21 protein-coding genes and 1 tRNA gene are annotated in these 26,922 nt (G+C 39.3%); 8 read left to right on the forward strand and 14 right to left on the reverse strand.

Annotated elements, in window-relative coordinates; genetic code table 11:
* Positions 1-7: 7 nt before the first annotated feature.
* From murG to mraZ, 9 genes are read right to left on the reverse strand one after another with little or no spacing between them, the layout of a single operon-like run.
* A complete protein-coding gene (gene murG / locus D7322_RS19050) occupies positions 8-1,111 on the reverse strand; it encodes an undecaprenyldiphospho-muramoylpentapeptide beta-N-acetylglucosaminyltransferase (protein ID WP_121125829.1) in 1,104 nt (367 codons plus the stop codon).
* A 14-nt stretch (positions 1,112-1,125) separates the two neighbouring features.
* Positions 1,126-2,334 (reverse strand): FtsW/RodA/SpoVE family cell cycle protein, encoded by a 1,209-nt coding sequence (locus tag D7322_RS19055; protein WP_121125830.1) that lies wholly within the window; start codon positions 2,332-2,334, stop codon positions 1,126-1,128.
* Between the two features lie 31 nt (positions 2,335-2,365).
* Positions 2,366-3,739, reverse strand: coding sequence for a UDP-N-acetylmuramoyl-L-alanine--D-glutamate ligase (gene murD / locus D7322_RS19060; RefSeq protein WP_121125831.1), 1,374 nt, complete (start codon positions 3,737-3,739; stop codon positions 2,366-2,368).
* 2 nt (positions 3,740-3,741) lie between these two features.
* Entirely contained in the window at positions 3,742-4,986 is a 1,245-nt protein-coding gene (gene mraY / locus D7322_RS19065) for a phospho-N-acetylmuramoyl-pentapeptide-transferase (RefSeq protein WP_121125832.1), read from the reverse strand.
* A 4-nt stretch (positions 4,987-4,990) separates the two neighbouring features.
* Positions 4,991-6,451 carry a UDP-N-acetylmuramoyl-L-alanyl-D-glutamate--2,6-diaminopimelate ligase gene (locus tag D7322_RS19070; protein WP_121125833.1) on the reverse strand — a complete coding sequence of 487 codons (1,461 nt, stop codon included), beginning with the start codon at positions 6,449-6,451 and terminating at the stop codon, positions 4,991-4,993.
* The gene (locus tag D7322_RS19075; RefSeq protein WP_121125834.1) at positions 6,451-8,568 is read right to left on the reverse strand and encodes a penicillin-binding protein; all 2,118 of its coding nucleotides are present in this window, start codon (positions 8,566-8,568) and stop codon (positions 6,451-6,453) included. Before D7322_RS19075 ends, D7322_RS19070 begins: the two co-directional genes overlap by 1 nt.
* Positions 8,569-8,576: 8 nt before the next feature.
* Complete coding sequence (locus D7322_RS19080; RefSeq protein WP_121125835.1) at positions 8,577-8,990, reverse strand: FtsL-like putative cell division protein; 414 nt, start codon at positions 8,988-8,990, stop codon at positions 8,577-8,579.
* Between the two features lie 16 nt (positions 8,991-9,006).
* On the reverse strand, positions 9,007-9,921 hold the full coding sequence (rsmH, locus tag D7322_RS19085) for a 16S rRNA (cytosine(1402)-N(4))-methyltransferase RsmH (protein ID WP_121125836.1): 915 nt from the start codon (positions 9,919-9,921) through the stop codon (positions 9,007-9,009).
* A gap of 4 nt (positions 9,922-9,925) precedes the next feature.
* On the reverse strand, positions 9,926-10,387 hold the full coding sequence (gene mraZ / locus D7322_RS19090; protein ID WP_121125837.1) for a division/cell wall cluster transcriptional repressor MraZ: 462 nt from the start codon (positions 10,385-10,387) through the stop codon (positions 9,926-9,928).
* Positions 10,388-10,820: 433 nt separating this feature from the next.
* Between mraZ and aspS the strand changes: the two genes are divergently transcribed.
* Both aspS and D7322_RS19100 read left to right on the forward strand, forming a co-directional pair.
* Positions 10,821-12,572, forward strand: coding sequence for an aspartate--tRNA ligase (aspS, locus tag D7322_RS19095; RefSeq protein WP_121125838.1), 1,752 nt, complete (start codon positions 10,821-10,823; stop codon positions 12,570-12,572).
* Between the two features lie 96 nt (positions 12,573-12,668).
* On the forward strand, positions 12,669-14,060 hold the full coding sequence (locus D7322_RS19100; protein WP_121125839.1) for a LutB/LldF family L-lactate oxidation iron-sulfur protein: 1,392 nt from the start codon (positions 12,669-12,671) through the stop codon (positions 14,058-14,060).
* Between the two features lie 113 nt (positions 14,061-14,173).
* On the opposite strand, the gene D7322_RS19105 is transcribed toward D7322_RS19100, so the two are convergent.
* Positions 14,174-14,680: a hypothetical protein gene (locus tag D7322_RS19105; RefSeq protein WP_121125840.1), complete on the reverse strand. Its 507-nt coding sequence runs from the start codon at positions 14,678-14,680 to the stop codon at positions 14,174-14,176.
* Between the two features lie 128 nt (positions 14,681-14,808).
* Positions 14,809-15,717 carry an energy transducer TonB gene (locus tag D7322_RS19110; RefSeq protein ID WP_121125841.1) on the reverse strand — a complete coding sequence of 303 codons (909 nt, stop codon included), beginning with the start codon at positions 15,715-15,717 and terminating at the stop codon, positions 14,809-14,811.
* Between the two features lie 72 nt (positions 15,718-15,789).
* Here D7322_RS19110 and D7322_RS19115 point away from each other — a divergent pair, with 72 nt between their 5' ends.
* Positions 15,790-16,611 carry a hypothetical protein gene (locus tag D7322_RS19115; protein ID WP_121125842.1) on the forward strand — a complete coding sequence of 274 codons (822 nt, stop codon included), beginning with the start codon at positions 15,790-15,792 and terminating at the stop codon, positions 16,609-16,611.
* Positions 16,612-16,662: 51 nt separating this feature from the next.
* Here D7322_RS19115 and tsaD read toward each other — a convergent pair whose 3' ends face one another.
* Positions 16,663-17,664 carry a tRNA (adenosine(37)-N6)-threonylcarbamoyltransferase complex transferase subunit TsaD gene (tsaD, locus tag D7322_RS19120; protein ID WP_121125843.1) on the reverse strand — a complete coding sequence of 334 codons (1,002 nt, stop codon included), beginning with the start codon at positions 17,662-17,664 and terminating at the stop codon, positions 16,663-16,665.
* A gap of 52 nt (positions 17,665-17,716) precedes the next feature.
* On the opposite strand from tsaD, the gene D7322_RS19125 reads away from it, so the two are divergent.
* Complete coding sequence (locus tag D7322_RS19125; protein WP_121125844.1) at positions 17,717-22,102, forward strand: translocation/assembly module TamB domain-containing protein; 4,386 nt, start codon at positions 17,717-17,719, stop codon at positions 22,100-22,102.
* A 198-nt stretch (positions 22,103-22,300) separates the two neighbouring features.
* Here D7322_RS19125 and D7322_RS19130 read toward each other — a convergent pair whose 3' ends face one another.
* Together D7322_RS19130 and D7322_RS19135 are read right to left on the reverse strand one after the other, a co-directional pair.
* Complete coding sequence (locus D7322_RS19130; RefSeq protein WP_121125845.1) at positions 22,301-23,626, reverse strand: trigger factor; 1,326 nt, start codon at positions 23,624-23,626, stop codon at positions 22,301-22,303.
* Positions 23,627-23,694: 68 nt separating this feature from the next.
* Positions 23,695-23,776 (reverse strand) — tRNA-Leu (locus D7322_RS19135).
* A 149-nt stretch (positions 23,777-23,925) separates the two neighbouring features.
* Here D7322_RS19135 and D7322_RS19140 point away from each other — a divergent pair.
* Genes D7322_RS19140 through creD form a run of 4 tightly spaced genes read left to right on the forward strand, consistent with a single transcriptional unit; the run spans position 23,926 to position 26,870 of the window.
* Positions 23,926-24,537, forward strand: a complete 612-nt coding sequence (locus tag D7322_RS19140) for a hypothetical protein (RefSeq protein WP_121125846.1) — start codon at positions 23,926-23,928, stop codon at positions 24,535-24,537.
* The gene (locus tag D7322_RS19145; protein WP_121125847.1) at positions 24,534-24,836 is read left to right on the forward strand and encodes a winged helix-turn-helix domain-containing protein; all 303 of its coding nucleotides are present in this window, start codon (positions 24,534-24,536) and stop codon (positions 24,834-24,836) included. The genes D7322_RS19140 and D7322_RS19145 overlap by 4 nt, the downstream gene beginning before the upstream one ends.
* A gap of 50 nt (positions 24,837-24,886) precedes the next feature.
* Positions 24,887-25,378, forward strand: a complete 492-nt coding sequence (locus D7322_RS19150) for a hypothetical protein (RefSeq protein WP_121125848.1) — start codon at positions 24,887-24,889, stop codon at positions 25,376-25,378.
* A gap of 4 nt (positions 25,379-25,382) precedes the next feature.
* Entirely contained in the window at positions 25,383-26,870 is a 1,488-nt protein-coding gene (gene creD / locus D7322_RS19155) for a cell envelope integrity protein CreD (RefSeq protein WP_121125849.1), read from the forward strand.
* The last annotated feature ends 52 nt before the right edge of the window (positions 26,871-26,922 follow it).

Here is a 26,922-nt window from a genome sequence, read left to right on the forward strand (position 1 = left end):
TCATCATCTATTTCTTATTTGCCAATTTATATACTTGCTCTGCAATCTGAACGTCCGCGTCCAGCTTGCCCAGTTCTTTTATATTTTCACTCAATTGCGTTACTTGCTCCAGGTTCCTGAATAAATTCAAAGCCGCTGGAATTAATTGTTGTGCAGCATCAATATCCTTCACCAACAACGCAGCATTTTTGTTGACCAAAGCCATTGCATTTTTAGTTTGATGGTCTTCCGCAACATTAGGTGAAGGAACAAGAATAACAGGCTTCCCAACAACACAGAGTTCGGAAATGGTACCTGCTCCTGCCCGGCTAATAATTACGTCAGCAGCAGCATAGGCATAATCCATTTTTTGAAGAAATGCCATCATCTTCACATTCGTAGGAAGTTTTCCTTCGAGTTCCAGACGAAGTTTGTCGATATAAAAACTTCCACATTGCCAAATCACCTGCACATCCTCTTTGGATAGCGAATCCAAATAGGCGACCACACTTTCATTCAATGTTCTGGCGCCCAGGCTCCCGCCTAACACCAAGATTGTCTTTTTGTGTTGTTCCAAGCCAAAAAACTCCAATGCCACGTCTCTTTTACCTTCAATTGCGACGGACTCTCTCCGGATGGGATTTCCCGTCAACAATACTTTATCAGCTGGAAAAAACTGTTCCATACCCTCGTAGGCTACACAGATTTTTGCCGCTTTAGCACCAACTTTTTTATTTGTTACGCCCGCATAAGAGTTCTGCTCTTGTACCACTGTCGGAACCCCCAATTTATTCGCCATCATCAATAATGGCCCTGAAGCGAAACCACCAACACCTACGGCGACATCCGGTTTGAAATCCCGGATTACTTTTTTTGCCTTATTCAGGCTCTTCATTAATTTGAATGGCAATAGGATATTTTTCCAAAGTTGCTTTCTATTGATTCCTTGAATATCAAGTCCAACAATAGAATAACCTGCAGCAGGCACCTTATCCATTTCCATCCGGCCATTGGCACCTACAAATAATATTTCATTTGCAGGATCCATCGTCTTCAATGCATTTGCAATTGAAATCGCCGGAAAAATATGTCCTCCGGTACCACCCCCACTTATTATTACTCGAATTGCCATGCTCAATATATTGTTTAGGCAGGAATTGAACCGATCACCACTTTCTTAGGTTTCGGCTTTTCGTCCAGCTGCTCTTTACCTTTTAATTCTTCAATATTTCTGCTCACACTCAGGATAATCCCAAGGGCGACACTTGTAAATAAAATGGATGTCCCACCCATACTCACTAATGGCAACGGCACACCTGTCACTGGTCCCAGCCCTACTGCCACCGCCATATTTGCCAGCGCTTGTATCGTCAAACTAAATCCTAAGCCTGCGGCCAAGAATGTCCCAAAAGCTTTGGGACTCATCGTGACGATGCGGATACACCGATACATAAAAGCCAGATACAGAAATAGCAAGATTACCCCACCAACTGTCCCATACTCCTCAATGATAATTGCATAGATAAAATCGGAATAGGGATGCGGCAATACGTTTCGTTGAACACTATTTCCCGGACCTTTACCGAAGAGTCCTCCCGTCGCGATTGCAATCTTGGCGTTATTAGCCTGATAGTTCTTATCATCCTGAAATGAGACCGGACTAGCTGACTCGTCCTTCTTTTCTACACCCAAAAATGTCTTTACCCGACTATAGTAAGTTGCCCGCCTCGGTCCGATGGAGACAACAATAATTCCCAACAAAACCACACCTGCAGAAACAATTGCGATCTGTTTAAAGGATATTCGGCCAATCAACAACAACAGTACGCTAACACCAAATAACATAATCGCAGTCGACATGTTGGCCCATGCTATCAGTACGAAAACACCACATACTGATCCCATAATAGGAAGAAAAGCTTTCTTCACATCTTTGATTTCCTCTTGTTTGCGAGACAGCATCCGTGCAAGGAAAACAATCAATGACAACTTGGCCAAATCGGAAGTCTGGAAAGTCATCCCAATACCCGGAATTGTCAGCCAACGGCTCGCCTGATTTACACTACTTCCAAACAATAAAGTAAATAGTAACAAAGGTATCGTGATCCCCATTAAGATTTTAGAAATACCCGCATAATACCGATAATCCAGTTTATGCGAGAGATACATCAAAACAAATCCAATGGCGATGATCGAAAAATGCTTCAACAGATACATTTCTGTCCCCTTACCTTCTTTATAGGCCAAGGTCCCGACCGAACTGTATACGGCCAAAAGTGACCATCCCGATAAGATAATCACAATGATCCATATCCAGCGATCACCTTTTAATTTAGACATTATGTTCTGTAACATATCCTTCTCCCTTTTATGGTTGTACCATTTATTATAATTCCATTACAGCTGCTTTAAATTTATCACCACGGTCTTCATAGTTTTTAAACCAGTCAAAACTCGCACAGGCAGGGGACAGTAATACCGTATCTCCCTTTTTGGCTAAATGTGAAGACAGGACAACAGCATCTTGCATGGAAGTACTGTTGACAATGATTTCAACATCTTGTTCAAAAGCCTTATGAATCGCTGCAGTATCCTTTCCCAGACAAACTATTGCGCGCACTTTATCCTTTACCAAATCAGTCAGCATGCTATAGTCATTTCCCTTATCCACACCGCCTAATAACAATACGATTGGCGTCGAAAAACTCTCCAAAGCATACCATACGGAATTGACATTGGTAGCTTTCGAATCGTTGATATAATTGACTCCTCCGATACAAGCAACATGTTCAAGACGATGTGGAATATTCACATACGATCCCATGCTTTCCTTCATCGCTTGATTTCTCAACTCCTGTACTTTTGCAATTAATCCAGAAGCCATACTATTATAAATATTATGCTTCCCTTGCAATGACAATTCCTCAGTTCTCATAGTGAATGTATCGTTATTTGGTGTATTAATAATCATTGTTTTATTGGCCGTTAAATAAGCGCCCAATTCAACAAGCTGTTCTTGTGTAAAAGGCAGATACGTCCCTTTACTATGGTGTCTTTCCAGACCTTTTATTGTCTCAGGGTCATCCAGACAGTATATAAAATAGTCCTTCTCTGTCTGATTTTGAATCATTCTGAATTTAGAATCCACATAATTTTCCATTTTATGGTCATAACGATCCAAATGATCCGGAGTGATATTAAGTATTACAGCAATATCTGCTCTAAAATGGTACATATCGTCCAGCATAAAGCTGGATATTTCCAACACGTAACAATCAAAATTTTCACGTGCTACTTGAAGCGCAAAGCTCTTTCCAATATTACCGGCCAAACCAACATTAAGACCTCCATGCTTTAGCATTTCGTAAGTCAACATGGTCGTTGTTGACTTTCCATTAGATCCTGTAATGCAAATTAACTTGGCCGCAGTATATTGGGCAGCAAATTCTATCTCGGCTATCACAGGAATCCCTTTTTCTTTTAAGGCAATCACCAATGGCACTGTTTCTGGAATCCCGGGACTCTTAACAACAAGTGCAGCGTTCAATATGCGTGATTCGTCATGGTTGCCCTCCTCGAAAGCGATGCCTTCCGCTTTCAACTGTTCCTTATAGTGATCCGCTATCAGGCCTTTATCCGATACAAATACATCATACCCCTTCTCCTTCCCCAGGATTGCAGTCCCCACACCACTTTCACCTGCGCCTAGAACGACCAAGCTGCCGGATTGAGGATAATATGTTGTTGCAATATTTGACATCGTTATCTAATTTTTAATGTTACAATTGTCAGAATGGCCAAAATTATTCCCACAATGACAAAACGAGTGACAATTTTCGCTTCATGGTAACCCTTCTTTTGGAAGTGATGGTGCAAAGGCGACATTAAAAAGATCCTTCTTCCTTCACCATATTTCTTTTTGGTGTATTTGAAATAGGAAACCTGTAAGATGACCGAAAGATTTTCCAACAAAAACACACCACACAAGATTGGAATCAATAACTCTTTACGAATCAAAATAGCAAACGCCGCTATAATACCTCCGATTGCCAGACTCCCCGTGTCCCCCATAAAAACTTGTGCAGGATACGTATTATACCATAGGAAGCCTACACAAGCCCCAACAAATGCTCCAGCAAAAATTACGAGTTCTCCCGAATTGGGGATATACATGATATTGAGGTAATCAGAAAAGATTACGTTACCCGATACATAAGCTAAAATTGCCAAAGTAACTCCGATGATCGCCGAAGTACTCGTTGCCAGACCATCAATACCATCGGTAATATTTGCGCCATTGGATACCGCAGTAACGATAAAAATGACGACAACTAAAAAAACGATAAAAGTCAGGTAGTCGCTTTGCAAACCAAACATCTTGAAGACCTTGGCGTAGTCAAATTCATTATTTTTATAAAATGGGATATTTGTTTTAGAAGATTTTACATTTTCAGCGTATGTTTTTTCTCCTGTGCCCTCATTGATAACCACTTCCACCGGTTTAGTAGATGTCGGCTTGTCCACACCTTTGCGTACCACTATATCCGGATGAAAATACATTGTACAGGCAATTATCGCCCCTAAACCGACTTGACCGACAACTTTAAATTTACCCGCCAATCCTTCTTTATTATGTCTAAAGACTTTAATATAATCATCCAAAAAACCTATTGCACCCATCCACAATGTCGTTATAATCATGATAATCACATAGATATTGGTCAATTTGGCAAATAATAGTGTCGGGATCAATATACCGGCGATGATTATTATCCCCCCCATAGTAGGTGTACCAGCTTTCTTTTTTTCACCTTCTAGCCCCAAATCACGAATTGTCTCCCCAACTTGTTTATTATGCAAGAATTGGATCAATTTTCCCCCAAAAACCGTGGTAATAATTAATGAAGCAATCACAGCCATGGACGTCCGAAAGGAGATGTATTGAAACAATCCGCCTCCAGGTATATGGATATATTCACTAAGCCACGTAAATAGATGGTACAACATATTTCTATTTTTCGTTAAATGTATTCTCTAAAATTTCTTTATCATCAAAATGCTGTTTTACACCATTCACATCTTGATATTTTTCATGTCCTTTTCCTGCAACTAAAATAATATCACCCGGATCTGCCAGTTGATAAGCTGTACGAATCGCCTCTTTACGATCAGCTATTGAAAGTGTTTTTGCCTTTTGATCAGCTCCGACACCAGCCTCGATATCTTTGATAATCTGATAGGGATCTTCCGTGCGCGGATTGTCCGATGTAATCACAAAACGGTCGCTATAACGTAAAGCTGCTTCCGCCATTTCTGGTCTCTTCGTTTTATCCCGATCACCACCACAGCCCAACACTGTAATAATTTTTTGTTCCGGACGTCGCAAAGAACTTATTGTTTTTAAGACATTTTCTACAGCATCCGGTGTATGGGCATAATCAACTATACCGAAAACACCTGATGCAGATTTCATCGTTTCAAAACGACCTTCTGCTCCTTTTAATGTACTTAAAGCGGTCAGCACTTTCACTGTTTCTTGCTCCAATAAAATCGCAGCAGCATACACGGCCAACAGATTATACGCATTAAAGTCGCCGATCAATTTGACCCATACTTCTTGCCCATCTATACTCATCAGCATACCATCAAAATGGCTTTCAATAACTTTTGCTTTAAAATCGGCTCCAGAACGCAAACCATAACTCTTTCTGTGCGCAACCGTATTTTGCAACATAACCTGACCATTTCGATCATCGGCATTCGTCAATGCAAATGCATGTATGTCCAGATCATCAAAAAATTTCTTCTTTGCTTTGATATAATTATCAAAAGTTTTATGAAAATCCAGGTGATCATGTGTAATATTCGTAAATATTGCACCGGCAAACACTAAGCCTGCAATACGTTCTTGCACTAGCGCATGGGAGCTCACTTCCATAAAAGCATAGTCACAGCCATCATCGACCATGTCCCGTAACAGTTTGTTGAGCTGAATCGGATCCGGTGTCGTGTGTGTTGCAGGAATTACCTTTGCACCAATTTGATTCTGTACTGTTGACAATAAGCCAACATGATATCCCAATTCAGTAAACAACTGGAATAACAGTGTAACCACCGTTGTTTTTCCATTTGTTCCAGTCACACCAACTAGCTTAAGTTGTTCCGATGGATTACCATAGAAATTGGCAGAAGCAACCCCCAGTGCATATGCAGAGTCTGCAACTAAAATATAGGCTACAGAGTCCAATATTTCAGCAGGAAGTTCTTCAACAATAACTGCTCTCGCTCCCGAAGTAATCGCCTTATCCACAAACAAATGCCCATCAGTCTGAACACCACGCACAGCGATAAACAAACTTCCCAGCTCCACTCTTCTGGAATCAAAGCACAAAGAGTACACATCGACCTCTTCGAGGTTTCCCACCACCTGCTGAACAGGGATAGCATGCAATACTTTTTTTAAATCCATCATTACTTAAGTTCTAATTTTATCGCCGTTCCAAATGGAAGTTTTTGACCTGCAATCAATGATTGTGCTCCCACTCTTCCCTTTCCAAATACATGCGTTTTAAATCCTGCATTCTCCATCACATACAATGCATCCATCAAGCCCATGCCCACTACATTTGGGACAATTCCCTCTCTATATTTTAAATCCACAAAGGGTACACCTCTATTCGATGTATCTACTTCGCCTCTCGCCACCATATCCCAATTCACCGTATTAATTCCCAACTTATCATACACTTTCTTACTCGCTTCTCTTGATCCTTGCAAGGTCAAAGGCATTCTTCCACCTACATTCACAGCTTTGAATGATTTTTTGCCCTCCATCTCCATGTCATTGGCATAGACCATATCCGCTAATTCTTTAAAAACAGGCCCTGCTATCGATGCACCGTAATATCCATTTCTCGGATTTCGAATCACGACGATAATCGAATATTTCGGATCTTCAGCCGGAAAATAACCCGCAAAAGATGACTGATATCTCCGTGCGCCATAACCTCTGGAACCATCCGCCATCTGGGCAGTCCCCGTTTTACCCCCTGAAGTATACAATGGACTAGCAACACTCCTTCCTGTTCCTTCTGTCATCACTCCTTCCATCATCCCTCTTACTTCCGCCAATGCATGATCTGAGGCAATTTTTTCATTGATAACTTTTGCCTCGAAACGCTGAATTGTATTCCCTAAATGCCTAATCTCTTTCACAAAAAGCGGCGCAATCAATTTACCATTATTTGCAACCGCGTTATAAAATGTCAAGGTCTGTAATGGTGTAATCTTCATCTCATAACCATAAGCCATCTGCACCAATGACAAACCACTCCATGATTTACTTTTCGACGTTTTCACCAGTGGAACACCTTCCCCCGGAATCTGCAGATCCAACGTTTTTCCAAAACCGAAAGAATGTAGTTTCGATGTAAACTGATCTGGGTTATCTTTATAAGCTTGATAGACAAATTTTGTTACCCCAACATTTGAAGACTCTTCAAATGCTCGCTTCGCCGAGACTATAGATTTTTTGGGCGCATGCGAATCACGAATGGTATGCTTGTAAATCGGCCAGTTACCATTTCCGATATTTATAGTTGTACTTGAATCGATCTTCTTATCATCAATCAATGCCAGATAAGAAGCAAGTTTAAACGTTGACCCCGGATCGGCACTTTGCGCAATCGCAAGATTGAACTTTTCACGATAAACACCGTCTTTATCCCGCATGAAATTTGCAACGGCACGCACTTCCCCGGTTTTGACTTCCATCATCACAACACAGCCTTCATCCGCGTTACTTATGATCATTTGTTTTTCCAAAGCACGCTGAGCCATATCCTGCATATTCACATCAATGGTCGATATAATATCAGAACCGTCAACTGGTGCCACTTCAATATCCCGATTAACTGGAATCCAAACCCCACCAGCAATACGCTGCATCAATCGCTTACCACTTTTCCCATCAATGTACTCACCATATGCACCTTCTAAACCGACATGGATATTTTCCTTTACATTTTTGTAACCGATAGTCCGAGCCGCAAGGTTCACAAAAGGTAAGATCCGTTTATTCTGTCTATCCGTAATCAAACTACTTGGATAACGGTCTTTACCAATTCGAGCAGCCTTAAACAAAGGAAATTGCTTCACCTTCTTTAAATCCTGATGCGAGACATTACGCTTGATCAGCAAGTAACGCTGTTTTTTATTTCGCGCCTGTTTTAATAATGTCAAATATTGCCGGGATGATTTATCCTTAAAAAAACCAGCCAATTTTATCGCTAGAGAGTCAACTTTGAGATTGAAATAATCACTATCCTCTTCAGGTACAGCCATAGCATCAAAACGAAGTTCATATTCTGGAACAGAAGTCGCCAACAGACTACCATCGTTGGAATAGATATTTCCCCGGGCAGCTTCAACTTCGCGCTCCTGAATAGAAAGACTATCCGCCAATGCTTTCCAATGTTGCCCATCTACATATTGCAGCTTCAGCATTTTCCCAAACACCATAAATGCAAGTAGCACAATAAGTCCAAAGGCAAAATAGACGCGAACAAGAATCGTGTTTCTGATACTCATAACTCTCTCTATTTTTCTTCTTTTTTCTCTACAACTTCAATCTTGATCGGTGGCTCCAACCGTTCTTTCAAACCTAAGGAGTCTACACGTTTCGCAATCTCTGTCTGTGTGGACATTTTCATAAGTTCTGCCGACAGCGACTTATGATCCCAACCTAATTCTTTGACTTCCTTGCTTACTTTATCGATGCTCCGAATAGTTCGCTCAGCGAAGTGACGATTGGAGATATACAACAGCATCAGAAAGGCGATAAAAGCTCCAAAAGGCAAATACTCCAATATTTTGTTTAAGGAAAGGTCTCCAACGGTAAAAAGCGTTTTAATAAACGCTTCTGTTTGTTCCGCCTTTTCTTCGACAGTTTCTTGTAGTTCTTCTTGAACTTCTTCACTCAATTCTTTCTGTCTTATCGTATTCCTGCTCATCTTTTCGCTCCATTTTTTAAGACAAATCCAACCTTTCAGCAATACGCAGTTTCGCACTGCGCGATCTATTATTTTCAGCCAATTCCTGTGACGACGCCGTAATAGCTTTACGACTTAAAACATGGAACGGTTTGATTTCATTTCCAAAAAAGTCTTTCTCGACGTCACCTTTAAACTTCCCTTTGGCCATAAAATTTTTCACCAAACGGTCCTCTAAAGAGTGATAAGACATCACCACTAATCTCCCCTCGCTTTTCAACATATCAACAGTTTGCAATAAAAATTCCTGCAAAGCCTCAAGCTCACGGTTAACCTCGATGCGCAACGCCTGAAAAACCTGCGCATGATATTTATGTTCTTTCCCTTTCGGAACCATCCGTTGAATAACTTCCTTTAATCCAGCAACAGTATGTATCGGCTGAACCAAACGCGCCGTCACAATTGTTTTCGCCAGCGACTTTGCATTCATGATTTCGCCATACATCCCGAAAATCCGATGCAGATCTTCTTCTGCATAAGTGGCCAATACCGCTTTTGCATCCAAGTCCCCCACCTGATCCATACGCATATCCAAATCGGCATCAAAGCGAATGGAGAAACCGCGATCCGCTGCATCAAATTGATGCGACGAAACCCCCAGGTCTGCCAAAATCCCGTCCACCGTACGCACGCCGTACAAACGGAGACTATTTTTTAAAAACCTGAAATTCTGATGAATCAACGTAAAACGAGGATCATCAATCACATTTCCCAAAGCATCTGGATCCTGATCAAAGGCAAATAGCTTTCCCTCCGGCCCCAGTCTCCTCAGTATTTCACGAGAGTGACCACCACCACCGAAAGTTACATCCACATAAACGCCATTTGGCTTAATCGCCAAAGCATCCATGCATTCTTGCAACATGACCGGAACATGATAAACATTCTCCATATTACTATATTCCAAAATTAATATCCCCCATTACCTCGGCCGCTAAAGACGATATATCGTCCACTCCGCCATCTCCCATCAAATCATCATACCCCTCTTTAGACCAAACTTCAATTTTATTAAACTGACAGGCCAAGACCAGCTCCGTTGTTATGCCCGCAAATTCCAATAAACTTTTTGGCAACAACACACGCCCCGCTGCATCCAATGTCAACTCAGTTGCACCACGCGTAAACGCTCGCACAAATGCCCGCACCTTTGGATCAAATTGATTTAACTTCGCCAGTTTGGCTGTCATCAAATCCCACTCTTCGCGTGGATAAAAAACTAAATGTTTCTCAAAACCGCGATTCACAACAAGCCCATCGCGCTCAACATGAGGCATCTGCCTCTTGAGCGCAGCCGGCAACACCATCCTTCCTTTGGCGTCTAGCTTGCATTCGAATTCTCCGATTAATTGAGTCATGTAGTCAACTATCCTATTCTAATTTAAATGTAAAAGTATACACTTTCTCCCACTTTCCCCCACTTTGCAACATAAAAAAGTTTTCCACATCGAAAAATCGCTACAAGAAAAAATACTATCCATTTTCCATACAACACATAAAACCTTATTTACAAGCAGTTAAACACGCTTTTCATTCAAGTATATCCTCAAAACAATGGCATATATTTTTCGATTTTTTTTCCGCAAATAGGAAAGGAATTGTAAAAATTTCCTCTCTGGAAACTTAATTTTGGTTCATTTTTACAAAAAAATGGGAGAAAGTGGAGCTCTGGAAAATGAAAAATTGAAAGCGTGGTTGAAAGTGGGAGAACCGAGCTGAAATAAGAACTGTAGAATTCGTTATTGTCGAGTAAAACCAATAATTTTGCATAAATTTTATTTTAATTAAGATATGCACAGAACACACACTTGTGGAGAATTAACATTGGCTGACTTAGGGAAAACGGTTACCCTAAGTGGATGGGTTCAAAAATCCCGCGATTTGGGCGGCATGACTTTCATCGATGTTAGAGACCGATATGGTATCACACAATTAACGTTCAATGCAGACGATGATGCGACTTTACGCGCGAGTGCCCGTGAACTGGGAAGAGAATATGTCATAAAAGTAACCGGAGAGGTTATTGAGCGCTCCAATAAGAATTCTAAAATATCCACCGGAGATATTGAAATCAAGGTTTCAAACCTTGAAATATTAAATGCAGCAAAGTTACCTCCATTTACGATAGAAGATGAAACGGATGGTGGTGATGATATCCGCATGAAATTCAGATACCTGGATTTACGTCGTAATCCAGTACGCGAAAATCTTATTTTGAGACACAGAACTTCACAGGAAGTGCGCCGTTATCTTGACTCTCAGCATTTTTTAGAAGTTGAAACACCATATTTAATTAAATCAACTCCTGAAGGTGCTAGAGATTTTGTAGTCCCTTCCCGCATGAATTCTGGTGAATTTTATGCATTACCTCAATCGCCACAAACATTCAAACAGTTATTGATGGTATCAGGTTTTGATCGCTATTTTCAAATTGTCAAATGTTTTCGCGATGAGGATCTACGTGCTGACCGTCAACCCGAGTTTACCCAAATTGACTGCGAAATGTCATTTGTGGAACAGGAAGACGTGCTGAATATTTTCGAAGGACTTGCCAAACATATCTTTAAAACCATCAAAGGTATAGACCTTGGATCTGTACCACGTATGACTTATGCAGATGCGATGCGTCTCTATGGATCAGACAAACCTGACATTCGTTTCGGAATGCAGTTTGTCGAATTAAATGACGTTGCAAAAGAAAAAGGCTTCCCTGTATTTGATGCAGCGGAGCTGGTTGTTGGTATTAATGCAGAAAATTGTGCACATTACACCAGAAAACAACTGGACGCTTTAACAGACTTCATTAAACGTCCGCAAATCGGGGCGACAGGCTTAGTATATGCACGTGTCAACGAAGATGGCTCAGTGAAATCTTCGGTAGACAAGTTTTTCTCGCCAGAGCAGTTAATGACGATTGCAGACAAGTTCCACGCGAAACCGGGAGATCTATTATTAATTATGGCTGGCAGCAAGGATAAAGTTCGTAAACAACTGAATGAATTGCGCTTGGAGGTTGCTTCCCAACTCGGCCTTCGTGACAAAGCTACTTTTGCTCCGCTATGGGTCATTGACTTCCCGCTATTGGAATGGGACGAGGACAGTGCCCGGTATCATGCGATGCACCACCCCTTTACTTCACCAAAACCAGAAGATATTCCATTATTGGATACTAATCCTGGCGAAGTGAGAGCAAACGCTTATGACTTTGTCTTAAATGGTGTTGAAGTGGGCGGTGGGTCTATCCGTATTCATGACAGAGAGCTGCAATCCCTTATGTTTAAACACCTTGGATTTAGTCCTGAAGAAGCACAGAAACAATTTGGTTTCTTGATGGAAGCATTCACCTATGGCGCTCCTCCACACGGAGGTTTAGCGTTTGGCTTTGACAGACTTGTCTCGCTATTAGCCGGCTTAGATACGATCCGTGACGTGATTGCCTTTCCAAAAAACAACTCCGGAAGAGATATCATGATTGATGCTCCATCAACTATTCACCAAGAACAATTGGATGAATTGAGCTTAAATATTAATATAAAAGAATAAATTTCAAGCTCGCTTTTCGAGAAACAATTTATTAACACTATATTTAAAAGTTGGTAGGAAACGACCAACTTTTTTCGTGAAAAATCAGCAGATTAGATGTCAGAGAGTACGGCGAATACGTTTTTAAAGGAAAGTGCACAGAAAGCATTTGACACCAAACATCGCGATATTATCAATTACAATATCGACAAATACAATATTGCTTTCGAAAAAGGGAAAAGCAAATTTGCGGACCTCGAGAACTCCAAAACCAAAGCAAATTTGATCAAATGGAAAGTAATGGAAAATCTCGATCGATATCTATTACAATTTGAGGCAAATTTCACGGCGCGTGGCGGAAAGGTAATCTGGGCTAATGATGCCGACGAAGCACGGGAGGAGATTTATAAAATAATCGAACGAAAAAGGACACGGTCGATTGTAAAATCTAAATCTATGGCTACGGAAGAAATTGAATTAAATCAATTTCTGGAATCCAAAAACATAGAAGCCATTGAGACTGATCTTGGAGAATATATTATTCAGCTCCTAGACCAGAAACCCTACCATTTTGTCACACCTGCTATGCATTTAAGCCTGGAAGACATCGCTAAGCTTTTTCATGAAAAATTTGATACTCCTTTAGATGCATCCGCAGAACAGTTGACACTGAAAGCTCGCGAATTGTTAAGAGACAAATATTTAGCAGCAGAAGTAGGTATTACAGGAGCTAATTTTTTAGTCGCTGAAACAGGGAGTATATCAATTACAGAAAACGAAGGTAATGCGCGTCTGACCTCTACTTTTCCAAAAACACATATTGCTGTGGTAGGTATAGAGAAAATCATCCCCTCGCTACAGGATCTGGAAGTATTTTGGCCACTTTTATCCACTCATGGTACGGGTCAAAACTTAACAGTTTATAACACACTACTCACAGGACCAAAACAGTCTTATGAATCTGATGGCCCCGAAGAAATGTATGTTATCCTGCTTGACAATGGACGCAGTAATCTCCTTGCGCAGAAAGAACAACGTCAGGGGCTGTATTGTATCCGCTGTGGAGCTTGTTTAAATGTCTGTCCTATTTATCAAAATATCGGCGGCCATACGTATGAAACAACTTATCAGGGACCAATTGGGTCTTTAATTTCACCTCATTTAAATGGGATGAAGGAGTTTAAGCATTTAAGCTATGCATCCACCCTCTGTGGTAAATGTACTGAAGTGTGTCCTGTAGGGATTGATATTCAACGCATGCTTCTTGTTAACCGAAAGGATTCGGTAGAACAGGGCTTATCGACGAAAACAGAACAAAAAGTCTGGAGCTGGTTCACATACGGAATACAACGCCGAAAACTAATTGATTTTTTTGGCGGAAAATTCAAGAACTTTTTCCTCAGAAAGTTTTTTAAGAAAACCTGGGGCGAACAACGGGAGCTACCGAAACTAGCGGAAAAATCCTTTTCCAAACAATGGAAGGAACAGCAAAAAAATAAAGATTCATAAAGCTAGGTGGTGTGCAAACTTGATTGATATCAACATAGAAAAGGGGATCTATGATCCCCCTTTCAACTAACACTCACCAATTATTAATATGAAAACTATTCTATTTATTAACCTTATGTTGTTTTCGCTTCAGCGTCAACTGCTTTCTCGTTCACACCTTTCTGAAAATCTCCTTTCCGCATTTTTCGATCCTTTCTCCAATGCTCTTTGTGCATTTTATGGTTCTCAGCGTAAGAATCCTTCAATGTCTTTTGTTGCTCCGGAGTCAATAAAGCCATCATTTTTTTATGATCAGCAGCACGTTGTCTTCTCATTTTTTCGCGATACAATTTACGCTCTGCTGCTATTTTTTTATGATCCTGTGCTTGCTTCAAATGAAATGCATATACCTCTTTCCGTTGTTGATCTGTAAACTTCAATTTTTGGTCCATGCGATCTGTTTTGATCTTAGCCAATTCTTCAGGGTTTTTATTTTTTAAGCCATCATGCTTTCTACCTTTCGAATGCTTGTTTATTAGTGCACTCATTTCATTGGTATCTGATTTAAGATCCTCTTTCTCCTGTGCGAAACCTGTTAACATTAATCCGGATAACGCCAAACTTAACATCAATTTTTTCATCTCTCTATTTTTATAAATCAACAATCTATCAATTTAATAGGCCATCTTTTCAACCTATTTATCTATAAGAGTGCTCTTGACCACCAAAAGTTTAAAACGCGATCTGTTAAATAAAGTTAAGAAAGATATTATTGGGATACTGCGCTTAAACGGATAGGTAATGTATAAGCCACCCGCACTGCACGTCCATTCTGAACACCAGGCTTCCACTTTCTCGCCTTTTTCAACAGGTTAATCGCGGCCTCCCCTGTCCCGAACTTCATATCGCGTTTTACAGCAATATCAGTCAAGGATCCGTCCCGTTCCACAACAAAAGAAACCTCTATGATGCCGGACACACCTTGATCCAAAGCTGACTGCGGAAAACTATAATTTTCTGAAACCCACTTCATAAAAGCTGGCAGCCCGCCCACCGGAGTGGGCATGATTTCCACCGTAACAAAAGGTTGGTCAGCATTTCCATCTGTTCCCCCTCCTGACACAGTCCCCTTTGTATGTCCGGTAATTCCGCCATCCTTTTTAGACGAACCAAATTCACCTCGTGCAATATGTGTCCCGGCAGCATTCGCCTTTAATGTAATACGAGCAGTCATCGTATTGGGTTTATTCAGCTCATCCTGCGTAACAACATCCTCTGTCACTTTACTTGCTTTTGTGATCTTCGGCTCGGGCATACGCACCAAATCAAACTTCGAAAGATCCTGTGCTATCTGTTGCGGTGCTTTCTCCTGCATTAAAATAGGTTCTTCTTTCACCTCTTCTTTTTTCTCCGCCTCTTTCTGGATTTCATGGAGATCATCAGGTGTTAAATCGTCAAACGTAACAATTTTTACAGGTATATCTTTCTTAAAATAGTTATTATACCCATAAGATCCCGCAATCAAAAGGAACGCGAAAGAAACAACGATGGCCAGCCCCACATTCGTAGCTCTATTTGACAAATTCCGCAATTCATAAGCACCATACATCTTGTTGCGGCCTGCAAAGATAACATCCAGCCATTCTTTGCGATAGATATTCAATTTTGAGTTCATCATAACATTAAAGCTTAAATCTTTTCATTATGATGCGCGAAACCCTTATATTTCATAAAATTTTTGCACACTCTTATGAAATCACTTTTTTTAGCTATTCTTCTACTAACATTATACGGTTGTGACAACAGTCAGAACCAATCCAAACCATCGGTTAAGAGTGAAAATAAAAAACAGATAATTTCACCTTATTTTGGCTTTTTGAATCAACAGAAAGATTCATTAATTGCACTTCCGATGGATCAGGCGATGGAAAGTCCCGAAAAATACAATTATGTCATTATCGAAAATCAAGTTAGCCCGCTGGAATTTATACAGAACAAAACGGATAATAAAGAGAGTAATGGCAGACAAACAGCCCAGAACTTTGCAAATAGTGAAGGTTCATTATTTACGATAAAAAATGAAATTAAGTCGGGCGATTTCGGAATGCTCGTCAATCAGTCGTTCGTGAATGAATATAAAATTGAACCTTTTACAAAAGTTCAGCATGAAACAAGTCCGGAAATTAAAGAAAAACTTGAAAAAAAATACAATAGGAAAATAAATAAAAGTACAACCATTGCTATACTGAAAGACAAAGCTGAATTCAATCTAACAGTTTTTGAAAATCAGCAGGACTCGGCGCTAGCCGTATTCTCTTATGCAAAAGAAGACCAGCTGATTAACCTGGATTTTCCGGCCACTTACGATGACATTAGTACTTGGCGAGTCGATGATGGTGGACAGTTTGATAATGAGGCTTTTCAGATTCTCACCGTATTGCGATCAGAAATAGGTGTTAGTTTTGTGAGCATCTTTTGGGGTGCTGAAGGTTATGAATTAAATTTCTATCAACCCAAGAAAGATAAATTTAGCTCAGCTGCGCAAGCCTATGGCTATAGCTCACCCTTATAAAATAGAGTATTGTTCCGTTAATCACATCCGTTAGAGGAACAATACTTTATTCTAAAGATGCATCCTTGCCATCGGAGCGACATCCTGCCCAACAAACTCTCCTTTCAGATATTTATAATATCCAGCGATGGCAATCATTGCTGCATTATCTGTACAATATTCAAATTTTGGGATAAAAACATTCCAATGATATTGCTCTCCCATTTCAACCAATCCCTTTCTGAGTCCAGAATTTGCCGAAACACCACCCGCAATGGCAATATCCTTTACCCCAGTTTGTTTCGCGGCCTTCTTCAATTTGTTCAATAAGATAGAAACAATGCGGGATTGCACACTGGCACATAAATCTGCCATATTTTCTGTCAAGAAATCAGGATTCAATTTTAGCTGATCTTGAACAAGGTAAAGGATAGCTGTCTTCAATCCGGAAAAACTAAAATTGAGTCCAGGTATCTGCGGTTCAGGTAATTTGTAAGAACTGGGATCACCCTCCTTTGCAAATTTATCAATAAGCGGTCCACCGGGGTAAGGGAGATTCAAAACCTTAGCTGTTTTATCAAAGGCCTCCCCTGCCGCATCGTCAAGTGTCTCGCCTAATAACTCCATTTCAAAGTAATCTTTTACCAAGACAATTTGTGTATGCCCTCCCGAAACGGTAAGGCACAAAAAAGGAAAATTTGGCTTTGGTTCTTCAATAAAATGGGCCAAAATATGCGCCTGCATGTGATTTATATCTATTAACGGCACATGCTGTGCAAGCGCAAATGATTTAGCAAAAGAAGTTCCGACCAAAAGAGCGCCCAATAATCCGGGTCCACGTGTAAAACTCACTGCATCTATTTGATTTTTGCTTATTTTTGCTTGACGGATGGCTTCGTCCACCGTAGGAATAATGTTTTGTTGATGGGCACGTGAAGCTAACTCGGGAACAACTCCACCATATTTTGCGTGGATTGCCTGAGTAGCAATAACATTTGAATGAATTTCACCGTTAATACAAATAGAAGCGGAAGTTTCATCACAAGAAGATTCAATTCCTAAAATAATAGCCATAGCTAGAGGTAATAAATTAGAATACAAAAGTATCAAAAAAATAATTAAAATAATGTCAATAGTCCTAGGTAGTATATTCATCATACTGCTTGCAATGGCATTATCGCTACAGCTAAAGCCCGTACAAAACTTTGTTGCACAAAAGGCTGTCAACTATTTATCCAACGAGCTCGACACCAAAATCAATTTAAAAAACATCTATTTTAAACCCTTCAAATCCCTTGTCATAGAAGGATTCGAAATCTATACACCGGAAGGCAAAAAAATCATAAAGTCCGAAAAAATTGAAGCCAGTGTCAATCTATCGCAACTGATAGAATTAAATAAAGTAGTCATCAACAAATTGAAAATTGAGAATACGGAAAGTAATTTCGAACAATTTAAGGACAGCAGCAACATCTCATTTCTAATCCGGTATTTCAACCCACCGAAAAAGGAAAAGAAGAAAAGCTCAAAAAAAATAATTTTTGATATTAGAGAACTCATCATAAATAATAATTCCCTTAACTACGTTAATCACAAACAAAAACACTACAATAAAGTTGTGGACTTTGGCGATCTGGGTATATCCAAGTTCAATGCACATTTTAAGAATATAAAAATTGATTCCAATCAAATCTCAGCGGATATCAAAACATTCAATCTTTACGAGAAAAAAGGTTTGGTGATCAAAGGGCTCCTAGCCCATGCCTCAGTCAGCGCGAAAAGCATTGAACTGATTGACCTTATGCTTACAACCAACCGTTCCACATTCAAGAATTATTTAAAATTAAGCTATACTAATTTTTCGGATTTTTCGGACTTTATTAACAAAGTCAATGTAAGGATACAGGCGCGCGATTCGCGCATACACTCTGAAGATATCGCTTTCTTTTCTTCGCCCATGCACCAGGTCGAGTTTGATGTAAAGATTAAAAAATCCGATCTGGAAGGTACCGTTTCAGCTATCAATGCTTCACAGGTAGATCTGACCATCGGGAAAAATACGAAATTAGCGGGTAATCTCAGAATTATCGGTCTACCTGACATTGACAAAACAGAGTTTATTGTTCCAAATATTTTGATTGCCTCCGAATATCGCGATCTGGAAAATGTTATCCGAGAGCTTGGCCATTTAAAGAACTTCAAACTTCCTGAAGTAGTAACCTTATTCAATAAATTCGCGTTCAAAGGGAGTCTAAATGGGCAATATAATAACTTTAAAACAAAAGGAACCTTTGCCACAGCTATCGGCGATATCACAGCAGACGGAAAAATGGATCTACGGGAAGAAATAAAATACGCTGGTAAGTTTCAGTCACCGACATTTGATCTTGGTAAAATAACAAAAGTAAAAGATCTTGGAAGTTCGGGCTTCGATCTACAGCTTGATGGAATAGGCACCGATCCCAAGCACCTAAAGCTCAATATAACTGGTAATCTAACTAATTTCAATTTTAAAAAATACACCTATCAGCAAATACGAGTCAATGGAAACATAGACAAACAATTATTTCTTGGTTCAGGAGCAATATACGACCCAAATCTCAGATTACAGTTCACAACGGACATAGATTGGTCTAGCCGTCCCGACTATCACCTGGATGCGGATATCCAACAGGCTAATTTAAAAAAACTCAATTTCTTCCAGGGAGACTCGATCAATATTATTGACACTAAATTCCACACGAGCTTAATTGGAGACAACATCAATGACATTACCGGGGAATTTAAATCTGACAGTGTAAGTTTCACTTCTTCCAAAGGTAAATTTGCGATTAAAAATATTAATTTCCTTGCAGAAGGAGATCAAGAGGCGCGTTCGCTTACACTACAATCTGCTATTGGGCATATAGATCTCAAAGGGAGAATAGATCTAAATACGATCGTTCCTTATTTTAAAGCACTCGCCATGCGCTACGCGCCGGCAATAGGGTTTGAAAAGAGCGCGTTCAATCGTCAGGATTTTGACCTTAATGTCAATATTAAATCATTCAGACCCATTGCGACATTCTTTAGAAAAGATATTTCTCTGGATAGCGGGGCAACGTTGAATGCCAAATTTGCCAGCGAGAAGCAAACTGCAAATTTTAATTTTTATGCCCCTGAATTCAAATATAACGGTATTCGTCTCACCCATCTGATTATCGACCAAAACGCCAATTTAAACAATATGGAGTTACAAACGTCCATAGATCAGATCAATTTTACCGATAGTACATATATCAAGAATGTTAATATTTCAAACACCTTGGTCAACGACAGCTTACAGTTCAACATTAAGATGTCAGAATTGGAAGCAAGCAATAGTTTAGATCTAAATGGTGTTATCCGATTTGCACATGCGAGGCCAGCCTTCATCAATTTCTATCCATCTAATATACTGATAAATAAAGAACAATGGCTTGTAAATAACGACGCACAATTGAAAATTTCAAAGGGAAAATGGTATTTCGAGAAACTCACGTTAAGTCATGCAGAGCAAAAAGTACATATAGATGGCATCCTGTCAAATGACATTTCAGATCAAATCAATTTAAAATTCCAGGACTTCAATCTCACCTCCCTAAATGGGATTACGAAGCCCCACGGGATTAATTTATCAGGCAACCTAAATGGAAAGATCGAAGTTAACTCGGTTTTTAAATCCCCATTTGTCGTCGCCAATATTACGACCTCTCCGATCCTTTACAACAATATCCCAATTGGCGCATTAGCACTCAGTGCCAATTACGATCCGGAGAACCAGCTCGTCAAACTCGACAGTAAAATAGAAGAAGGTGATAAACTAATTCAGCTCACCGGATCTTACAATCATTTAAGCGAAAGTAATAAGCTCGACCTTAAAGCTACTTTAGTAAATACAGACGTATTCATTTTTCAACCGTTTCTACGAAGCTTGGTATCGAATATTAAGGGCAAAGTAAATGCAGACTTAGCGATTGCAGGCGATATCCTAAATCCTAAAATTAGCGGAACTGGAAAGCTTGACAATGCGTCAATGATTATCAATTACCTAAAGACGCCTTATCGCCTTTCCGATGAAATTAATGTGACCAATAATAGGATATTCCTTACGGGGCTCAAAATATATGATCAGAAAAATAATGTGGCCACAATCGACGGCGTTGTTGACCTCAATAAGCTAAGTGATCCTGATATAGATGTAACTGCTGAAGCAAAAAATTTCATGGTATTGAACACAACCATAAAAGATAACAACATCTATTATGGTACCGCATATGCCTCTGGAAATTTCCAGTTCAAGGGTCTGACATCTGCAATGAATATCAATATACGTGCTAAGTCAGAAGAAAATACCGTCATCAATATACCCTTTAATAGCGCCAGTACAATCTCGGATAGCGATTTTATCTATTTCATTGAAAAAGATTCCACCAAAATCAAGAAAAATCAAAAGAAACGCGATTTTGACGGTCTAACAATGAACATGGATCTGCTGATCACACCAAATGCTGAAATCAACCTTTTTTCTAGTATGGGAGAATTATCCGGAAAGGGAAATAGTAACCTCAATATGCGGATATCTTCGCTTGGAGATTTTGAAATGTTCGGTGACTTTATCATTAACAGCGGGAAGTTCAATTTCACAGCACAGGATTACATCAACAAAATTTTTGATTTAAAGGAAGGTGGTACGGTGCGATGGGCGGGTAACCCGGCTGAGGCAAATATTAATATCAATGCAATTTACCAACAAAGAACAAGCTTAGCACCACTCTATAATGCTGCGGGAAGGGAGGAAAACCCCGAGCGTGTATTAGCGCAGGCAGATATGATTTTAAAAGGACAATTGAGTCAGCCAGACATTACATTTGACATCAATTTCCCGCAAAACCCGGGGGTAAAGGATGAGTTGCAGGGATATTTTTCTGATGCCAATAATGTTAACCAGCAAGCACTTAGTTTGATTGTCAGGCGTAGCTTCACTCCGGGCACACAAAGTGATTTTGGAAAAGAGGTGAATAACACATTACTATCTGCAGGAACCGAAATTGCTTTTAATCAAATCAATAATATTATCGCGCAATCACTCAATATCAACTTCTTTGACATCAATATCAAGTCACTGAATGATGCATCCGCTTCGCTTCGTTTGTTTAATGACAGACTGGTTCTTACTGGCGGTATTTCAGATCGTCGAAGTCAGGCCCTAACTGACTTGAATGTATTCTCAGACCGTGTCTCCACTGATGCAGAAGCAATGTTTTATTTACGCAAAGACGGTCGTCTCGTCCTTCGGGCATCAAACCGTTTAAATACAAGAAATTTTCTTCTTAGCCCAAATGATGGGGAATACATCAGCGCTTTTGGACTATTATATCGGCAAGAATTTAACTCGTTCTCCGAATTTATAAAGCGGCTGTTTCCTTTAGGAAAGAAAAATAACAGCATTGTTCCCGCACAAACAGAGATAAAGAAAAGCCAGCCAAACTAACAGCAGAGAATTAAAATATAAGTAGTGACAAATCCTGGACTGTTTACTATTAACGACAAAGTATGTGGGTGGTTGACAGAATACCGCACCCCATTAATCAAATTCAATTGAGATCCAAAACAATAAAACAAAAGCGATCTACGACACAAAAAAAGGCTTCCAAGATATTTGGAAGCCTTTTTTTGTGTTTAAAATTGCTTACGCCAATTTTTCGAATTCCTTATATTCGATATCACTGCTGTTTAATTTCACCACACCTTTTAAGTGATCAAATACTTTTAAAGCTTTAGCTTCTTCAAACAAACGGTTACCTTGCTCTCTGTCTTGCAACAATTGAATTGCGAATTGATTCAATTGCTCATCAGAAGGCTCTTCGTTGATATTGTACATTTTAATTTGTGCGTAGATACGTTCTTTCGCTAAATTGATCACTTCATCATATTTAACTTCAAGACCGTTTTCAGTAACGACACGATTTTCAATGATTGTCCATTTCAAGTTGTTCAAGAAATCAGCAAAACCTTCGTTAAGCTCTTCATCAGAAATGCTAGGGTTAGTAGCTTTCAACCATCTTTTCAAGAACTCCTCAGGAAAAGTAACGTCTACTTTTTCCATACCAAAAGTATACATATCATTACGTAATTTTTGATCAGAATTTTGCTTGAATAAGTTTTCCACTTCTTCTTTGACTTTCTCCGTAAATTGAGCTTCTTCGGTTACTTCACCTTCAGCAAATAATTTATCGAAAAACTCCTGATTAAGATCAGCTTCTTCTAAACGGTTGATGTTTTTAACAGTCAACTCAAATTTAGTTACATCCAAAGCTGTCGCTTCTTCTTCAGTAATACCTAAAATACGTGCTAAATCTTCAGTTTTGAAAGCTTTCTTAACATCGATTTTAACAGTATCGTCTTTTTTAAGTCCTACCAAAGACTTTTTGATTTTTGCATCTTCAACGATATCCGTGCGGATGGAAGTTGTTTTTTCAAGACCTTCCTCTTTATCTTGTTTTAAGGTAGCATACAATACATCACCTTCTTCTGATACTTCAGGATTAGTCATCTTTCCATAGCTACGACGTAAGTTTTTGATACGATCCGCCAACGTCTCTTGATCGGCTTTGATATCGTAAACAGCAAACTCAGTCTCAGCTGTAAAAGGCAAATCAAAAGCGGGAGCTAAACCAATCTCATATTTAAAATTGAAATTATCTTTATAATCCCAGTTATATTGCGTGTCTTCTTCTAAAGGAAGTGGCTGACCCAAAACTTCTAATTTATTTTCTGAAATATAATTCGTGATTTTATCGTTCACTAATTTATTGATCTCATCAAATAAGATAGATTTACCATAGGTACGTCTGATATGTCCTACAGGAACTTGACCTGGACGGAAACCTGGTAATTTTGCCTTTTTAGCTTGCGCTTTAATCTCTTTGTCGACTTGAGGATTATAATCTTCAGGTGCTAATGCGACGTTGATTACCGCATTGATTGCATCTACATTCTCGTGTGAAATATTCATACTCTTTTTAGCTATATCGCATTCATAAAAAAATCCTCCCGAGGTTTTAAGTTCGGGAGGACATCAAGTGCGGAAGAAGGGACTCGAACCCCCACGCCTTGCGGCGCCAGATCCTAAGTCTGGTGCGGCTACCAATTACGCCACTTCCGCATTAGGATTTCTTTTGATGCCACAAAGATAGAAACCAAACCTATATCTTGCAAGTATTTTATACTCTTTTTTTTATTTTTTTTCAATATCCTATTCCCCGCTTGTATAATTCATTATTATTCATTTACTTTGAATATCAAAGTACTTTTATGGAACAGAAAGATTTATTTAAAGAGCTTGGACAAATTAGATCATTGATGGAAAAATCTTCCAAATTTGTTTCTATAAGCGGATTGTCAGGTGTACTCATTGGCTTTTACGCATTATTGGGTACCTTACTAGGTTATTATATCAGCACTAGTCATGAAACCTCGATGAATCGACTAAGGGATAATCTTACGCTATTAAACATCTTTTTAATACTTGCTATTGTCATTCTTGTGCTTTCATTACTGACCGGATGGCTCATGGCGCGTAGGAAAGCGAAGAAAAGTAGACAATCTATTTGGAACATTACAAGCAAATCTCTTTTATTTGCAGTTTCAATTCCATTGGTAACCGGGGGTGTATTAGCTTTAATTCTGCTTTCTCAGGGTTATTATCATTTGATTGCCGGAATGCTGCTTGTTTTCTATGGCTTGGCTTTAACTGCCGGCAGCATTTATACCTTCTCTGAGGTGAGATGGTTAGGTATACTGGAAATATGCTTGGGGGTACTGGCATTGTGTCTTCCCGACCACGGATTGATGTTATGGGGATTGGGATTTGGTGTGTTACATATCATCTATGGTTTTATCGTTTACAAAAAGTACGAATCGTGAAATTAGACCTTTCTTTATATGACAAAGTATTTGAAAACAGAGTCCGCTTACAGATTATGAGCGTTCTTGCAGCGAATGAAGAATACGACTTCAATTCACTCAAAGAATTATTGGATGTAACGGATGGCAATCTCGCTTCAAACCTCAAAACATTGGAGAAAGAAGAATATATTGTCGTGGAAAAAAGTTTTGTTGATCGCAAACCCAATACCAGATATAAAAGAACACCAAAAGGATTAAAAGCTTTTGAAAATCATCTCATCGCATTAGAAAATTTAATAAAACAACAATACAAATAATTTTTTTATCCATTTACTTTGAAAACCAAAGTACTTTTAAAAACGAAAACATGAAAAAAATTCGATTAAAACTCATGCTCCATCTCTACAGCTGGTCCTCCAGCGTGTATGCAGATATTTTTAAATGGAACAAAAAAGCATGGGGAATTAGCAAAGAGGAATTTTTAACCTATCCAGTCGGAAGCATCGGTCATGGTTTGGGTCTCTTTTACGCGAGTAAGGGATTTGATGTAATGGCGAAATTGGAAAATCATGATGTATTTCACATTATAACGGAAACGGGAACCGAAATACAAGATGAAATTGCCATGCAATATCTTTTATTGGGAAATGGAAAAATAAGCCTATATCTGATCGGAATGATTACTATTGGAGGAATCCTTTTTCCCGAACATTTCAAATATTACAGGAGAACTTTCCAAAAAGGTCGGTCCCTGCAAAAATTTCATCACATCGAATTCAAGACCATACTTCATTACCAACTGACTGAATTTCAAATTGCATTATATAGCAAAAATATACAAGTAGATTTAAACAAGTGAAATCATGGAAAATTATAATAGACCGAACTCTTCGTTCGATACCGCCCAAAATTCGCTATTTGATAAAATTAGCAACTCAACTGTTCTAAAATTATTTGTTATTCTATTTCTTTCCCTTCTCTTGCTCATCCCCCTGACACTCATCAGTGATCTCATTGAGGAACGCAAAACACGCGAGCAAACCGTATCGGAAGACATCGCCCTTAACTGGGCTCAAGAACAGGTTATTTCTGGTCCTGTCTTAGCAATCCCTTACAATGAACCTATTCAGAAGCCAGCTGAAAAAATTAATACTACTACGGCATCAGAATACAAACAGACAAAATGGATCTTCGTCCTCCCCCTAAGCGCAAATATCAGCACAGACATCAGCCCGCAACAATTATCACGTGGTATCTATAATTCCGTCGTATATAATAGCAGTATTTCGATAGATGGCCGTTTCAACAAAATTGATATAACAAAACTGGAAATTCCCACCGAAAAGATTGATTGGAAAGGAAGTCGGCTTGTATTTGGCATACAGGATTTTAAGGGACTGGGCAAACGCCCGCTCCTTACCTGGAATGAACAGGAATTGACTTTTGATCCTGATTTTAACAACCTCAAACTATTCAATCAAAATTTAGTCTGCCCCATTTCCATCAATCCCAATGAAAATGAAAACCATTTCAAAATCACACTGAACCTCAAAGGTTCCAAATCATTGAATTTTGTTCCGCTCGGTGATCAGACGAATATTTCCGCCAAAGGGAATTGGGTTAATCCAAGTTTTGTCGGTGCATTCCTACCAAGCAAACGAACGATTGACAAATCTAATTTCTCAGCCTCTTGGGAAATTCCCTCTTTTAGTCGTAAGTTACCCCAACAGTGGGCAGGAGATATCCTTCCGATCTATCATTTCGAAAAAAATAACGGAAGTTTAACAGATGAAGCTGAATCTACTCAAGCCGCTCCGACTACGCCATCTGACACAAACATACCTAATGGTATCTTGGTTAATTCGGATATGATCACGATAAACTTTCTGCCGGACATCAATAATTATCAAAAGACAACAAGAGTTGCTAAATACGGTATATTGATTATTCTCCTAACCTTCACTTCGCTCCTATTCACCGAAATAATCAAGAAAAAAAGAATACATATTATTCAATATGTATTAATCGGTGCCGCCATGGTACTCTTTTACACGCTACTATTAGCTTTATCAGAGCATATAGGATTTAATCTGGCCTATCTAATTGCTTCGATTGCAACGGTACTGCTCATTGGAAGTTTTATTAAAGCCATTACAAAAGACCGTAAGACGTCCCTCTTGTTCGGGACTATCTTAAGCACTTTTTATCTGTTCATCTACGTGCTTATGCAACTTCGGGACTACTCACTTATTGCCGGAACAATTGGCATTTTCATCATCTTGGCAATCCTGATGCGCGTTTCCACAAAAATCAATTGGTATCAATTTGACAATAATTATGCTGATCAATAGACAACATCTGAAAATTTACTGGGTCATTATCCGAATATTAATCAAAAAATAA

It is taken from the genome of Sphingobacterium puteale, from assembly GCF_003627955.1.
Lineage (GTDB): Bacteria > Bacteroidota > Bacteroidia > Sphingobacteriales > Sphingobacteriaceae > Sphingobacterium > Sphingobacterium puteale.

What these genes read in the sequence shown, in the direction of transcription:
- murD (WP_121125831.1), bottom strand. Translation starts at nt 3,739, where the DNA reads ATGTCAAATATTGCAACAACATATTATCCTCAATCCGGCAGCTTGGTC.
- D7322_RS19070 (WP_121125833.1), bottom strand. Translation starts at nt 6,451, where the DNA reads ATGATGGATTTAAAAAAAGTATTGCATGCTATCCCTGTTCAGCAGGTG.
- D7322_RS19080 (WP_121125835.1), bottom strand. Translation starts at nt 8,990, where the DNA reads ATGAGCAGGAATACGATAAGACAGAAAGAATTGAGTGAAGAAGTTCAA.
- mraZ (WP_121125837.1), bottom strand. Translation starts at nt 10,387, where the DNA reads ATGACTCAATTAATCGGAGAATTCGAATGCAAGCTAGACGCCAAAGGA.
- D7322_RS19075 (WP_121125834.1), bottom strand. Translation starts at nt 8,568, where the DNA reads ATGAGTATCAGAAACACGATTCTTGTTCGCGTCTATTTTGCCTTTGGA.
- tsaD (WP_121125843.1), bottom strand. Translation starts at nt 17,664, where the DNA reads ATGGCTATTATTTTAGGAATTGAATCTTCTTGTGATGAAACTTCCGCT.
- D7322_RS19110 (WP_121125841.1), bottom strand. Translation starts at nt 15,717, where the DNA reads ATGATGAACTCAAAATTGAATATCTATCGCAAAGAATGGCTGGATGTT.
- aspS (WP_121125838.1), top strand. Translation starts at nt 10,821, where the DNA reads ATGCACAGAACACACACTTGTGGAGAATTAACATTGGCTGACTTAGGG.
- murG (WP_121125829.1), bottom strand. Translation starts at nt 1,111, where the DNA reads ATGGCAATTCGAGTAATAATAAGTGGGGGTGGTACCGGAGGACATATT.
- D7322_RS19055 (WP_121125830.1), bottom strand. Translation starts at nt 2,334, where the DNA reads ATGTTACAGAACATAATGTCTAAATTAAAAGGTGATCGCTGGATATGG.
- D7322_RS19140 (WP_121125846.1), top strand. Translation starts at nt 23,926, where the DNA reads ATGGAACAGAAAGATTTATTTAAAGAGCTTGGACAAATTAGATCATTG.
- D7322_RS19130 (WP_121125845.1), bottom strand. Translation starts at nt 23,626, where the DNA reads ATGAATATTTCACACGAGAATGTAGATGCAATCAATGCGGTAATCAAC.
- D7322_RS19150 (WP_121125848.1), top strand. Translation starts at nt 24,887, where the DNA reads ATGAAAAAAATTCGATTAAAACTCATGCTCCATCTCTACAGCTGGTCC.
- creD (WP_121125849.1), top strand. Translation starts at nt 25,383, where the DNA reads ATGGAAAATTATAATAGACCGAACTCTTCGTTCGATACCGCCCAAAAT.
- D7322_RS19115 (WP_121125842.1), top strand. Translation starts at nt 15,790, where the DNA reads ATGAAATCACTTTTTTTAGCTATTCTTCTACTAACATTATACGGTTGT.
- rsmH (WP_121125836.1), bottom strand. Translation starts at nt 9,921, where the DNA reads ATGGAGAATGTTTATCATGTTCCGGTCATGTTGCAAGAATGCATGGAT.
- D7322_RS19105 (WP_121125840.1), bottom strand. Translation starts at nt 14,680, where the DNA reads ATGAAAAAATTGATGTTAAGTTTGGCGTTATCCGGATTAATGTTAACA.
- mraY (WP_121125832.1), bottom strand. Translation starts at nt 4,986, where the DNA reads ATGTTGTACCATCTATTTACGTGGCTTAGTGAATATATCCATATACCT.
- D7322_RS19100 (WP_121125839.1), top strand. Translation starts at nt 12,669, where the DNA reads ATGTCAGAGAGTACGGCGAATACGTTTTTAAAGGAAAGTGCACAGAAA.
- D7322_RS19125 (WP_121125844.1), top strand. Translation starts at nt 17,717, where the DNA reads ATGTCAATAGTCCTAGGTAGTATATTCATCATACTGCTTGCAATGGCA.